A 12963-nucleotide genomic window follows, 5' to 3' on the forward strand; every position below is an offset into this window, starting at 1 on the left:
TAGCGGTGGTGACGTCGCTGGGTGTCGTGTTCGCTCCGGCCGCCCCGACACCGGCGGAGGCGCGGGTGGAGTGCGGATGGCGGATCACCGCGACCCATGTCCTGGCCGAACTCGACGGTGATGAGTCCGAGCGGGCGCAGGTGTGGCGGGCCGCGCTCACCGAGATCGGCGCGGACCGCCCCGGGTTCGTCCCCACCACCTGCTACACCACCCCGAGCCCCCGCGACACCCGCGACCGCAGCGACAGCGGCGACAGCGGGGCGTCCGGTGGTGCCGGTAACACCGGGAACCGGTCAAACGATCATGAAAACGGATCCAGTGCTGCCCCCGACGCTGGATCGCCCGGACCGCCGACCGGGCCGACGTCCGGGACACCCGCATCAGGTGACACTGCTGGTGAGGTGTTCGGGTGGGGTGTCCCGGACGTCGTCGACGACTTCACCGGCACCGGCCTGGGTGCGGGGTGGAATGCCTATGACGGCCCGGGTCATGCCGGGAACGGCACCCGCTCCCCGGACGCGGCGACCGTCGCCGACGGTGTGCTGACGATCGACGGCACCGGGGACGGCACGACTGCCGGGCTGGCGTGGTCGGCGCACTCCCAGAAGTACGGGCGCTGGGAGGTTCGGATGCGCGCCCCGACCGGGTCGCCGTCCTACAACGCGCTGGCGCTGTTGTGGCCGACGCAGGAGAACTTCCCGGTCGGTGGGGAGATCGACTTCGCCGAGATCATGAACCCGGCCCGCGACACGATCGAACTCTTTCTGCACTACGGCGCGGACAACTCCCAGGTCCACGGCGAACTGAACATCGACGCCGCCGCATGGCACAACTACGCGCTCGAGTGGACCCCGCACGGTGTGACCGCGTTCGTCGACGGCCGCGAATGGTGGAAGACCACCGACACCTCCATCCTGCCGCCGGGTCCGATGCACCTGTGTCTGCAGCTGGACTGGTTCCCGCGCGGAGACGGCGAGACCGGGCGGATGCAGGTCGACTGGGTCAAGCAGTGGGGCCTCGCCGCCGGCGAAGGCCCATCGACCGACACCGCCGGCAGCGAAGGGTCGACCGACGCCGACTCCTCCACCACGGTCACCGACGAGATCAACAACAACACCGGCTGGTCCTAGACGCCGTTCCGCCGCCCGACCGACACCCGCGCTTGTTCTCGTCTGCTCCCTTGCTGACCTGGAGGTTTCCCCGCATGTCTCCGCTCCCCCGCCGCGGCGGTCGGCGTGCTGTGCGGCCGTCGTGGGCCGACCACGTCCCTCGCCGCCCTCTCCTGCCGGTCCGTCTGCCGGACGGGTCACCCGCCCGCCGCTCAGCGGTCGCGGTGCTGACCGCGACCGCGCTACTGGGCGTCGGGACCTGGACCACCGTCACCACAGCTACCCGGGCCCCGGAGGCGCAGCCTGTGACAGTGCTCGGGCTGACCGCCGCCGGAACTTGCGATAATCGCACAGCCGCACGTCAACACGCCGCCGCGACCGAAACCCGCACCCAGGCACGCGCGCTGCTCACCGACCTCACACTGTCCGCCGACCCGGCCGACCACGCCCTCGCCGACCAGATCACCGAGCTCGGGTTCCGCCCCGCAACCCAGCCGCCCGGGTGGCGCCAGCACGCCGTGGACGTCGCCGACCACCTCCACCACCTGGACAGTGCCGACCCACACAGTGCTGACCCGCAGCTCAGCGAGGTCGGGGTGCGGCTAGCCGCGGCCGGGCTCGGCCCCACACCCGCCGACCTGATCGACCCGCCACCCGCAGCCGACCTCATCAACGACACCGCAGCCGGGGCCGCGGTCGCCCTCGGCGCTGTCGACCAGGCCCTAGCCGCAGCCACAACTCCACCACCAGCAGCAGCAACGCCGCCGGTAGCCCGGCCGCGGTCTGCGGCGCCGCCGATCCCAGCGGCCTGCACCGACCACCACCCGGGCACGCCTACGGCGCCCCCGGAACAACCACCCGCGGAGGACAAGACCGCACCGGTCAGCCTTGGCCCGACCCGTGAACCGGCACCGGCACCGGCAGCGACCACTGCCGAGCTGCCTGCAGCAGCTCCACCGACCACCATCAGCAGCAGCAAGGACCGGGCCGCCGACACCACCACCGATCTCGCCCCGACCAGCACCAAGCCGGACAGCACCAAGCCGGGCAGCGCGCCGGGCGGGCCCCGAACCTCGACACCACCCGCGACACCGTCTTTGGCGCCGCCTGCAGCGTCGAATCGTGTGGTCACCGATGCCCAGACCGGGCCGGGACAGACACCGTCGGTCGAGGACGTGACCAACGACGCTGCGGCGGCGCGGGCGGCGATCGGGATGGTCAGCGACCTGATGGCCGCGATCGCCGCTGACGGCGGCGCCGACGCCACCCGGATCGGATCGACCATCCTCGACGCTCTGGACACCGATCGTCTCGCCGCGCTCGGCGCCGACCCTGCCGACCTCGACACCCTCGACCACCTCCGTGACACCACCACCAGCGGCAGCAGCGGTCGGAGCGACCAGCCCACGACGGCGTCCCCGAAGCCGACGCAGGCGCAGGCGCAGGCGCGGACATCGGAGCAGGCATCGTCGGGCGAGACCGAGGTCCGTCCCGGCGCGGCGATCACCCGCACCCAACCCAGCCAGTCCAGCCGTGCCAGCACCACCGCCGACGCCGCATCCGGCGATGAGAGCAGCGACGCGAGCAGCGCTGGTCAGCGCACCAGTACGAGCACACCCGAGACCCAGACCCGTAGCCCGGGGTCGGTGTCGGTGTCGGCGGGCATCGAGAAGCTGAGAACACAGGCCCGCGCCGCAGCAGAGGTCGACCCGGTCGCCCAAGACCTACTTGACGCCCTCGACCGCACCGGCACCGGTGCCGGTACGGAGGACAGCAAGGACGGTGTCGAGCACGGTGTCGAGCGTGGTCGGGTCAGCGGCTCGACCGGTGGTACCGCTTCCACCAGGAACGACACCACCGACGGCGACACCGCTGACGGTGCTGACGATGGTGCTGACGGGCTCGACCGCAGAGCTGGTGAGCAGTCGCGCGAGCCCGCGATGAGGGCCGAGCCGTCGCCGGCGACCGGAGATGCAGAAACGGGTCCGGCGACGGACTCGACTTTCGACAACCTAGCTCAGTGCGAGTCCGGCGGGGACTGGAGCACGAACACCGGTAACGGCTACGTCGGTGGCCTGCAGTTCAGCCCGTCGACCTGGCGGGCGTTCGGTGGGCAAGGAGCCGCGCATGAGGCGTCCCGGGCTGAGCAGATCGAGGTCGCGAAACGCGTCCAGGCCGTGCAGGGCTGGGCGGCGTGGCCGACCTGTTCGACACGGCTCGGGCTCCGATGAGCACCACACAGCAGGACCCGGCCCAGGCCACGGGCAGTGTGTTCGAGCTCAACCATCGTCTCGGGGCCGCCGCGCGGGCGCGGGCACCCCATCTGGGTGTGGTCGATGTCGAGGCCATCGTCGATACCGCTGCCGCGGCCGCGGCCGGCGGCGCACCCGGCGTCGACCCGATCGATATCGCCGCTGAACTCGGGGCGGCCACCGACGCCGTCCACACCCGGACTGTGTTCCCCGAGACCCGCCCGGTGTCGTGGGCGGCGTTCGGGGCACTGATCCCGGTCCTGGCCGGGTCCGCCGGGGCCGGCGCGTCGTGTGTCGCCGCGGCGATCACCGACGCGTTGCAAGCCGACCGGCGCTGCGCGCTGCTCGTCGACGCCGACGACCCGGCCCGGTCCGGGTTGGCGTGTGCCTCCACCTGGGAGGGGCCGTGGCAACGGCCGGTCAACGAGCAGGTGTCGGTGCGCTACAGCTGGCGTGACAACGCGCTGCTCGCCCGGGTGGAGACTCCGCTCCCGGCGATCACGCCGGGGATGGTGCCGGTGCCGCCGGACTGGCTGCCCGACCCGCCGCCGACCCCGCTGCACACCACGGTGGTCGATCTGGGTCACGGCGGGTGGCGGGCCGCCGCGACCCCCGTCTACGGCGCCGGGGGCTGGCTGCGCCGCGGCCTACCCGCTCAGCGCCCGATCCTGGTCGTCCGCGCGACCCGCCCGTCGCTGCGCCAGGCCGAGGAACTCCTGGCCCGCCTGGAGCCGTGGGTGAGCAGCGGGGCTGCGACACCGATCTACCAGCTGGTCGTCAACAACGCCCGGAAATGGCCTCCCGGTGTCACCGGCGCCGCCGGCCCCCGGATCACCGCACTCCTCGACGACACCCTGTTCGTCCCCCACGAACGCAGCTGGGAGATCGCCGGTGTCACCGACGACCCCAGCCCACCCAAAGCCGTCGACGCGCTCCGCCCACTCCTCGCCTCCTGGGGCCTGATCACCTCCCCCCGCCACCGCTAACCGTCCCCGCCGCCCCCGGACTTTCGGAGCACCCAGCCACGATGTCGCTTCCCCACCTGCTCACCGACACCCTGCTCACCGACACCCTGTTCAGGGAGGCCGTGTTCGGTCAGGGCCCCGGACACGTGCCGACCCAAGGGATCCCGAACCCGCCGCCGCAGGCCCCACCCGGGGCCGCCGCGATCGAGAACGTCGTGAGCTACGTGCGGTGGGTCGCCGGGATCGCCGTGCTCGGGCTGTTCTTCGGCGGGATCGTCGCCGCGACCGCCGGACGGATGTGGGACCACCACGGCTCCGGACGCCTCGGGGCCCGCATGATCGTCGGCAGCCTCGCCCTCGCCGTACTGTTCGGGCTCGGCTACACGCTGATCTCCCAGTTCGCCGGAGCCACCGCATGACGGGCCACCCGATGAACACCGGCCCGGCACCCGAGCGCGGCGGGAACCGCCGGCGGGCGCTGCTGACCCTCGCCGGCGCCGCACTGCTGGTGCTGGCCCTGCTGGTCGGCGTGGTCGTGTCAGTGACCAGCATGTTCACCAGCAACAGCTCAGAAAGCCCGGGCTCGGCTGGGTCGGGTTCCTCGGCCTCGCCTGGGCCGGTCGGGGCGAGCAGCGGTAGCGGGCCGGAGGCAGAGGCGGCGCTGGCCCGGCGCCCGATGCTCGGCCTCCCCCCGCAGGCGGCGATGCCGCACACCCTGTCGACGCGTAGCGCGGGGCCTCCGATCACGTTGCCTGAGCCCGAGCAGGTGTCCGGCGTGCTCGTCCCGACCGGGTTCCCCGACAGCGAGGAGGGCGCGATCGCGCAGGTGATCGAGCTGGCCCGTGCGGGGTTCTCCGGTGCTGATCCGCAGGTCTGGGCCCAGACCTACAACTCGATGGCCGAGCCAGGTGCCACCACGGCGGAGCAGACGCCCGCCGCGCGGAACTTCGTGGGCCTGCGCCGCGCCGCGCACATGCGCGAGACCGGGCCGCTGAGCTTCGGGATGACGATCTCCTGGACCCCGACCAGCGCACTGGTCAAGGGCCGCACCGACGACGGCACCTACATCGTGGCGTGTGTCCTCGGCGAGCTCGTCGCCGAGGACAAGGGCCGCGTGGTCAACGCCGGATGGGGCACCTGCCTGCCGATGCGCCGCGTCGACGACCAGTAGCGGATCGCCTCCGGCCCGGCGGCGGCAGATGCCCCCGCAGCATGGCCGGGAAGCGACGAGGCAGTCGCCGCCGGATACCGGGACATCATCCGATGACCGCACCGCACTGGCCGGCCCAGGACCCGCCCCAGCCCCCAGCCGACGACGGTGGCGGAGGCTGGAACCCGGTCACGGATCTGGTCGGCGGGTCCCTGAGCGCCATCGCCCGAGACGCGTTCAGTTCTGCGATGCAGTGGGTGTGGGATGCGGCGATCTGGCTGCTCAAGGGCGGGTTCAGCCTCGCGGACACGGTGTCGAGGGTCGAACCGGGCACCCTCACCGGCAACACCGCCGACAACCCCGATCCGTTGCCGGCCCCGGACGGTCCGGCGGCTGCGCCGGCACCGCCGCCGGAGGCGGCCGCGGGCGCGGTGGACCTGGGGGCGTTGTGGTCGATGATGATCTGGCTGGCCACGCTGATCGCGCTCGGGTTGTTCTTCTTCCAACTCGCCTCGGTCGCGCTACGGGGCGGGCGGGGCATGGCGCGGGCGGTGACCGGGCCAGCGCAGTTCGGGATCGCCCTGGCCGTGACCACCGGCGCGGTCGCGATCCTGTTGACCGGCGCGGACGGGCTGACCCTCTTCTTCCTGTCCTTCCTCGGTGAGCAGGGCAGCTTCACCGCGATCCTCGCCCACCCCGCCGTTGTCGACCGGTTCGGCGCCACCCCCGATCTCGGCGCGGAGGTCACCGACGGGGTCCGGGCGATGATCCTGGGGATCGCCGCCCTGTTCGGGGTCGTCCCGGCCGCGGTCGGGTTCGCCCTGGCCATGATCTTCCGCGCTGCGGCGATCATGGTGTTGATCGCGACCATCCCGATCGCCGCGGCGTGCCTGATCGCCGACACGACCGCCCCGATGTTCTGGAAAGTGGCGCGCTGGCTCCTGGCCGCGGTCCTGATGAAACCCGCCCTCGCGCTGGTCCTGGTGATCGGTGTCGCGGTCATCTCCCGCGCCGAAGGTGTAGCCGGGCTGCTGGGCGGGACCGCGGTGCTGCTGATCAGCCTGTTCTGCCCGACCGTGCTCTACCGGGCGCTGCCGTTCGTCGAGCCCGGCACCAACGCCGGGATGGCACTGCGGTCACTGGGCTCCCGCAGCGGAGGCGGTGGTGAGCCCGGCGCGGACAACGGCACCACCGAGGCGATCAACACCGCCCGGATGACAGGCAAGACCTCTGACCTGGCCGGCAGCAGCGCGAACAACGGCGCCGGGGGTGGGGAACTCGGCGGCAGCACCGCCGCCCCCCGCACCGCTCCCGCCGGTGGGGCCGCCGGTGGGGCCGCCGCCGGCGGCGGGAGCGCCACAGCCGCTGGTGGGGCCACCGGCGGGGCTGCTGCTGGTGGTGGGGTGGGTGCGGCGGCGGGCGCAGTGGGGGGTGCCGCCGCGGCGGCGGTGGTCGGCGGCTACCTGGCCACCAAAGCCGCAGGTCACGCCGCGGGCGGCTACGCCTCGTCGCAGATGGCCCAGACCGGCATCGGGCACCCCGGACCCGCACCCGCCGCGAGCGGCGGGCAGATCAGCTCCGCCGCCGGTAGCGCCTACACCGCGACGGCGGGCCACATCACCCAGCCCGCCGGCGCCCCCGATCACCCCGCCGACCCCGATGACCCCGGCAGCTCCGACGGTGACGGTGGCGGTGGTCCGGGGCCGACACCGGTCGATCCCGGCCCACCCGGCGGCGGCCCCACCGGCCCGGAATCGCCCAGCCCCGGCGCCGATCCTGACCCGCCAGGCAGCACCGACACCAGGCGAGCCGACACCGATCGCGCCGGCACCGGGCGAGGCGGCACCGACCGTGAGGACGGCCGGTGATGGCGACCAGCCCGGACCCGGGCCCGCGGGTCTATCGCGGGCTCAACCACCGCGAAGGGATCGGCTGGATCGCCGGGATGACCCCGGTCCAGGCGTTCGGCCTGATCGGGGTGTGCGCACCCGCGCTGATCGCGATGTCACGCAACCAGTGGTCGGCCGCCCTGTCCTGGGCGGTGGTCGCCGCGATCGTCGCCGTACTGATCGTCGTCCCGATCCGGGGGCGGCCCGCGTTCCGGTGGTGCGCTGACCTGGTCATGTTCCAGACAGGAGTGTTCATGGGCTGGTCGCTGTGGCAGTCCCGCGCCGCCGCCGGACTGGCCGGTGACCCCGGCGAACCCGACCTGCCCGGGGTGTTGGCGCGGCTGGAGTTCCCCGACGGCCCGGAGTTGCGCGGCACCCGGATCTGCCTGATCCACGACACCACCGAAGGACGGTGGGGCGCCACCGCCACGCTCACCCACTCCGGAGTCGGGATGCTGTCCGACGACCAGTGCGAACGCCTCGCCGCGCGGCTCGGGTCGATGCTGGTCGGGCTCGGGCACCGCGAGATCGTCGACCGCGTCTCCCTGTGCGTGCGCACCGTCCCCGATGACGGCACCGAGTACGCGGTGTGGCGGGAACGCCACCAACGCCGCGACGCGCCCGCCCTGGCCCGGCGGGTGACCGCGGAGATCGACTCCGACGTCGCCTCGGTCAGCGTGCGGACCGAGTTGTTCGTGACCGTGTCCGGGACCGAGGACGCGCTACGACGCCCCGCCAAAGCCGCCGGCGGCGGAATCGCCGGCCGCGCCTACGCCCTCTACCGTGTGCTGGAAGGTGTCGCCGACGGGCTGCGCGGGCTCGGCGTCACCTCGGTGACCTGGCTGTCGTCCACCGGGGTCGCCGAAGCGATCAAGACCGGGTTCAACCCCGCCGCCGCAGCCGGGCTGTCGCACCGGCACCTGACCAACCCCGCCCCGGACCCCGACGGCGGTCAACCCGGCAGCAGCACTGTCGGGCTGCCGATCTCCCAGGCCGGACCCGCGCTCTCCCCCACCCCGGCCGCGCGGGCTTATCACCACGACGGGTTCTCCTCGGTCGCCTACGCCGTGCAGCCGCCCGAATCCGGCACCATCTTCGGATCGCTCGGCCCGCTGCTGGCGGTACGCACCGCTGGTGAGCGGCGCACCCTGGCGGTGCACTACGAGATCCTCTCCGCCGCCGCAGGCGCCCGGGTCGTGAAATCCGACCGGTTCCGCAACAACGTCCTCGTCGAGGCGAAGGCCCAGCGCGGGTTCACCACCACCGCCATCGACTCGCGGCGCCAGCGCGGCGCCCGCGAGCAGGAGGCCGCCGTCGCCGCCGGGCACGCCGTCATCCGCTACACCGTCGCCGCCGCGATCACCGTCCCCGCCGGCTGGAACGTCGAGGACCACGCCGCCCGCCTGGAAAACGACGCCTCAGGCCGGTTCCGGCTCCTGCGCCTCGAACTCGCCCAGGACTCCGCGTTCGTCGCCGCCGCCCTCCCGGTCGGGATCGGGCTGCCCCGCCAGAAGAGGGCCTTCACCGCATGAGCATCTCGCCTCGCCGCCGCCGCCGCCGGCGCCCCCAGCCCCGTAGCACCGGTGAGCTGCTGGCCCAGTTCACCGACCTCGACGGCATCCCGCTCACCCCGCCCGGAGCCGAACCCGACCAGCCCATCGAGCAGGGCGGACGCAGGTCAGGCGGGCGGCGGGGCGGGCGGCTGCGGGTCAACCAAGCCACCGCGCCCGGCCAGGGGCCACGTGAGCCGGGGCGCGGATGGGCCGCGGTCGACGCCTCCCGGCGCGCCCCGGTCTACCGCGCCACGGCAGCCGAGGTCGGCGGGCTGTTCCCGCTGCTGGCCGCCAACGGTGTCCCCGCCATCGGCGCCCGGCTGGGCTACGACACCCAATCCGGCGGCGCGTTCTACGTCCACCCCACCGAGTGGGTGCTGCGCGGCATGGTCACCAACCCGAACCTGGTCGTGTTCGGCGAACCCGGCCGCGGGAAATCCTCCACCGTCGTCGCGCTCATGCTGCGCATGATGCTGTTCGGTGTCCGCTCCCTCATCAGCGGCGACGTGAAAGGTGAGTACACGCCGCTGCTGCGTGCGCTCGGGATCACCCCGATCGCGCTCGGACGGGGCAGCCCGCACCGACTCAACGCCCTCGACCTCGGACCCATCCGCACCCACTGGACCCGGTGGAACGTCGAACGCCAACGCGAGGAACTCACCGGGATCACCGCCCGCTGGACCCGGCTACTCACCGCCCTGGCCGAAGCCCAAGGCTACCCACCCACCGTCACCGACGAACTCGTCCTGGCCACCGTCCTACGCCGCCTCGTCGGCGCCACCAACGGCAACACCGAGCTGCGCCCCATCACGATCCCGCAGGTCGTCGCTCACCTCGCCGAACCCGCCGACGACCTGTGGCGCGAGCTGCGCTTCGCCGACCGCCGCCAATTCCTCGACCACACCCGCCCCATCACCGACGCCCTGTCCAACCTCGTCGTCGGCCCACTGTCCGGGCTGTTCGACGAGCCCACCAACTTCGACCTCGACTGGGACGCCCCCGTCCAGTCGATGGACCTGTCGCTGCTGCGCAGCCGCGGGGACCAGGCGATCGCGGTCGCGCTGACCTGCCTCGGCTCCTGGTCCTCGATGATCACCGACCTCCACGACGACGGCGGCGCAGACAGCGGCGTGCGCATCGTCGTGCGCGACGAGGTCTGGCGGCAGATGCGCCTCGGCCTCCGGGCGGTCCAGGCCGTCGACTCCGACCTGCGCCTGTCCCGCGCCGAACGCAAAATCCAACTCCTGGTGATGCACAAACCCTCCGACCTGCTCTCCGTCGGCGCCGCCGGCTCCCAAGAAGTCTCCATCGCCCAGGACCTCCTCGCCCTGTGCTCCACCCGGATCCTGCTCGGCCAATCCACCCGCGTCGGCGACGAACTCGCCGACGACCTCGGCCTGTCCGAACGCGAACAGGCCGTCCTCACCGGCTGGGCCATGGAAGGCCCCGGCCGAGCGCTGTGGAAACTCGAGAACCGCCCCGGCATGAAAATCCAGACCGTCCTCTCCGCAACCGAACGGGCCACCTTCGACACCAACGCCGGCCTCCGCGGAGACCGTCGGAAGCCCCCGCACACCCACACTGCCGTCGAGGCTCTGACCAGCCACAACACCACCAGCAACCCGGAGGTCGACAGCGAGCACGCACACAACGCCGGGCACCCCACCGGATCCGCTGGCGTCAATGGAACATTGACAAATGATGCGTTGACGGAGGAGCGGTAGGTGACCCGCCCGGTGCTGATCGCCGGCGGACTCGGCCTGTCAGTAGTCCTACTGATGACCGCTGTGATCGGCGGACTCGCCGCGATCACCGTGCTCGGGATCACCGCCGGGCGGTTCGGGTGCGGCCCGGCCGGCGGCCTCGGCGGCGGTCCGCAGACCGTCGACGGTGTCGACTGGTCGGCCGAGCAGACCGACAACGCCGCCACCATCGTCGCCCGCGTCGTGGAACGTGGGCTGCCGCGGCGGGCGGCGGTCATCGCGATCTCGACGGTGATCGTCGAATCCCGGCTGGTCAACGTGCACCACGGCGACCGCGACTCACTCGGGCTCTACCAACAACGCCCATCCCAAGGCTGGGGCCCACCCGCGACGGTGTTGAACCCGGTCGCAGCCACCGACACCTTCCTCAACCGCCTCACCGCGCTACCCGGATGGCACACCATGGCGCCCGGCGCCGCAGCCCAAGCGGTGCAACGCTCCGCGTTCCCCGACCGCTACGCACCACAAGAAGCACCGGCCGCAGCCCTGGTCGAACAACTCTGGACCGGCCCCGACAATCCCGTACCGCTACCACGCAGCACCGACAGTTCCCACGCCACGAACGCACAGCTCGCCGCCACCGTCTACGCCTGTCCGGATCCAGGTGGCGCCGGACTTCCAGTCCCACCTGGGAACATCGACCCGAAGAAGCTCCCCGCCGGGTTCACCCCGCCCGCCGACCCCGCCGCCCGGGCCGCGGTCACGTTCGCCCTGGCCCAGCTCGGGAAGCCCTACGTGTGGGGCGGGCAGGGCCCGGACGGGTTCGACTGCTCCGGGCTCATGCTCGCCTCCTGGGCCACCGCCGGCGTCCCGCTGCCCGCCGGGACGGTCAGCCAGAAACACGCCGGACAGCCGGTACCCATCCACGACATCGCACCCGGCGACATCGTGTTCATCCCCGGCTCACTCGGCACACCGGACAACCCACGCCACAACGGCATGTACGTCGGGCACGGCATGATCGTCAACGCCTACGACACCACCCGCGGCGTCATCCTCCAACCACTCACCGAATGGGAAAGTGACATCACCCACATCCGCCGAGTTCATGCGGCACCACCCGCGGGTGCGGCCGCTCCGGCTGGCGTACCGGCCTCTGCGGCAGGTGCGTCATGATCCATGACATGCGCGGCGGCGACCCGCGGAAGGACGCTCGGAGGTCCTCAGTCGGCGAGACCAGGCAGCAGCCACGCAGTCACGGTCGCGACGTCCTGGGCGTACGTGCCGGTGCCGCAGTGCGTGGCCAGCACCAGCTCGCTGGTGTCGTCATCGGGAAAGGTCATCTCCACGATCACCCCGGAACCGTCGGGCAGCCCGAGCCCGACGTGGTAGCCACGGCAACAATCCCGAGTCAACCAGTAGGTCTGAGTGATCGAGCAGCGCTGCATCGTCAACGCCGTCCACACCACCCGCGCCACACCCGAACGCCCCGACAGATGCTCGACAGCATCCTGCGCGGCCGCACGCCCGCTCAGCCGAACCCGGTCGATCTGCTTACCGCGCCGCTTCGCCAGCCGCGCCACCTTCCGCCGCTGCGACCGACTCTCCACGACTCCTCCACCCCTCCGAGACGAACCCGAAGCCGCTGCGACACCCGCACCGCCGACGACGTGCTCTGGACCGACACGATCGCCACGACCACGGCAGCCACGCTCAGTACGGAACCGGAGACTACCGGCGACCTGGACCTACCGGATATCCCGGACAGCGCCACCCAGACCGACAGGTCATCACCTTCGGTCTCGATCAACGAACGGAGACCTGTTCACAGGGTGACCACCAGCAACACGATCACTCAGGACGGACCGCTCTGGGTCGGCGGCAGCTACCGCTGCCCGACCTGCATCCGTGAGCTGCGGGCGTTGATGTTCGGGGCAGTCGAGGCGTTCGTCTGTCATGACTGCGCGACCTACTGGCTCACACCCACCAGCAACAAGACCGACGCGGCGGCGGGGTGGGCGGGGTAAATGCTGGTGGACCAGCGAGTTCCTGGTGCAGACGATAGCGGGCGAACCCATCGGGACCCGACCCGCTACCGTCTACATCCAAGTAATGACTGTGGCGCCCCACACCTGACCAGGAAAAAGGCGCCATAGTCATCCACCGAGTAGTCAGTTCCGGATCGACGTGGTCACGCGGACCGCGTATCGCTCGGACTGACTGCTGCGACTCTGCAAGGAGAGCAGTGAAAAGCACTGTAGCGATGCCCCGTCAGACAGTCGAGACGGGGAGCCCCCTCGACCTCGACCAGCTGTACTCGCGGGCTCCGGACGCAACGGCGG

At 71.9% G+C, this 12963-nt stretch carries 11 protein-coding genes; 10 read left to right on the forward strand and 1 reads right to left on the reverse strand.

The window, feature by feature from the left end; genetic code table 11:
• Positions 1-8: 8 nt before the first annotated feature.
• The 9 genes from Ae505Ps2_RS29260 to Ae505Ps2_RS29300 all read left to right on the forward strand — a co-directional run bounded on the left by Ae505Ps2_RS29260 (position 9) and on the right by Ae505Ps2_RS29300 (position 11797).
• Entirely contained in the window at positions 9-1130 is a 1122-nt protein-coding gene (locus Ae505Ps2_RS29260) for a glycoside hydrolase family 16 protein (protein WP_170917174.1), read from the forward strand.
• Between the two features lie 290 nt (positions 1131-1420).
• Positions 1421-3340: a transglycosylase family protein gene (locus Ae505Ps2_RS34370; protein WP_349289850.1), complete on the forward strand. Its 1920-nt coding sequence runs from the start codon at positions 1421-1423 to the stop codon at positions 3338-3340.
• Complete coding sequence (locus tag Ae505Ps2_RS29270) at positions 3337-4347, forward strand: hypothetical protein (protein ID WP_084786552.1); 1011 nt, start codon at positions 3337-3339, stop codon at positions 4345-4347. The genes Ae505Ps2_RS34370 and Ae505Ps2_RS29270 overlap by 4 nt, the downstream gene beginning before the upstream one ends.
• Positions 4348-4388: 41 nt before the next feature.
• The gene (locus tag Ae505Ps2_RS29275; protein WP_212567734.1) at positions 4389-4745 is read left to right on the forward strand and encodes a hypothetical protein; all 357 of its coding nucleotides are present in this window, start codon (positions 4389-4391) and stop codon (positions 4743-4745) included.
• Entirely contained in the window at positions 4742-5497 is a 756-nt protein-coding gene (locus Ae505Ps2_RS29280) for a hypothetical protein (RefSeq protein ID WP_139320296.1), read from the forward strand. The genes Ae505Ps2_RS29275 and Ae505Ps2_RS29280 overlap by 4 nt, the downstream gene beginning before the upstream one ends.
• Before the next feature lie 92 nt (positions 5498-5589).
• On the forward strand, positions 5590-7344 hold the full coding sequence (locus tag Ae505Ps2_RS29285) for a hypothetical protein (protein WP_075554373.1): 1755 nt from the start codon (positions 5590-5592) through the stop codon (positions 7342-7344).
• Positions 7344-8897, forward strand: a complete 1554-nt coding sequence (locus tag Ae505Ps2_RS29290; RefSeq protein WP_075554374.1) for an SCO6880 family protein — start codon at positions 7344-7346, stop codon at positions 8895-8897. Before Ae505Ps2_RS29285 ends, Ae505Ps2_RS29290 begins: the two co-directional genes overlap by 1 nt.
• Positions 8894-10642, forward strand: a complete 1749-nt coding sequence (locus Ae505Ps2_RS29295; protein ID WP_249265423.1) for an ATP-binding protein — start codon at positions 8894-8896, stop codon at positions 10640-10642. Before Ae505Ps2_RS29290 ends, Ae505Ps2_RS29295 begins: the two co-directional genes overlap by 4 nt.
• Positions 10643-11797, forward strand: a complete 1155-nt coding sequence (locus Ae505Ps2_RS29300) for a C40 family peptidase (protein ID WP_249265424.1) — start codon at positions 10643-10645, stop codon at positions 11795-11797. It abuts the gene before it with no gap.
• Positions 11798-11844: 47 nt separating this feature from the next.
• Here Ae505Ps2_RS29300 and Ae505Ps2_RS29305 read toward each other — a convergent pair whose 3' ends face one another.
• Positions 11845-12204, reverse strand: a complete 360-nt coding sequence (locus Ae505Ps2_RS29305) for a hypothetical protein (RefSeq protein ID WP_139319165.1) — start codon at positions 12202-12204, stop codon at positions 11845-11847.
• Between the two features lie 87 nt (positions 12205-12291).
• Between Ae505Ps2_RS29305 and Ae505Ps2_RS29310 the strand changes: the two genes are divergently transcribed.
• On the forward strand, positions 12292-12648 hold the full coding sequence (locus Ae505Ps2_RS29310) for a hypothetical protein (RefSeq protein WP_075313408.1): 357 nt from the start codon (positions 12292-12294) through the stop codon (positions 12646-12648).
• Positions 12649-12963 lie beyond the last annotated feature (315 nt).

Origin of the sequence: Pseudonocardia sp. Ae505_Ps2 (genome assembly GCF_001932425.1) — a bacterium.
Lineage (GTDB): Bacteria > Actinomycetota > Actinomycetes > Mycobacteriales > Pseudonocardiaceae > Pseudonocardia.

Excerpts from the sequence above, each read along its gene's own strand:
- Ae505Ps2_RS29270 (WP_084786552.1), top strand. The coding sequence starts at position 3,337 with ATGAGCACCACACAGCAGGACCCGGCCCAGGCCACGGGCAGTGTGTTC.
- Ae505Ps2_RS29275 (WP_212567734.1), top strand. The coding sequence starts at position 4,389 with ATGTCGCTTCCCCACCTGCTCACCGACACCCTGCTCACCGACACCCTG.
- Ae505Ps2_RS29280 (WP_139320296.1), top strand. The coding sequence starts at position 4,742 with ATGACGGGCCACCCGATGAACACCGGCCCGGCACCCGAGCGCGGCGGG.
- Ae505Ps2_RS29285 (WP_075554373.1), top strand. The coding sequence starts at position 5,590 with ATGACCGCACCGCACTGGCCGGCCCAGGACCCGCCCCAGCCCCCAGCC.
- Ae505Ps2_RS29290 (WP_075554374.1), top strand. The coding sequence starts at position 7,344 with ATGGCGACCAGCCCGGACCCGGGCCCGCGGGTCTATCGCGGGCTCAAC.
- Ae505Ps2_RS29295 (WP_249265423.1), top strand. The coding sequence starts at position 8,894 with ATGAGCATCTCGCCTCGCCGCCGCCGCCGCCGGCGCCCCCAGCCCCGT.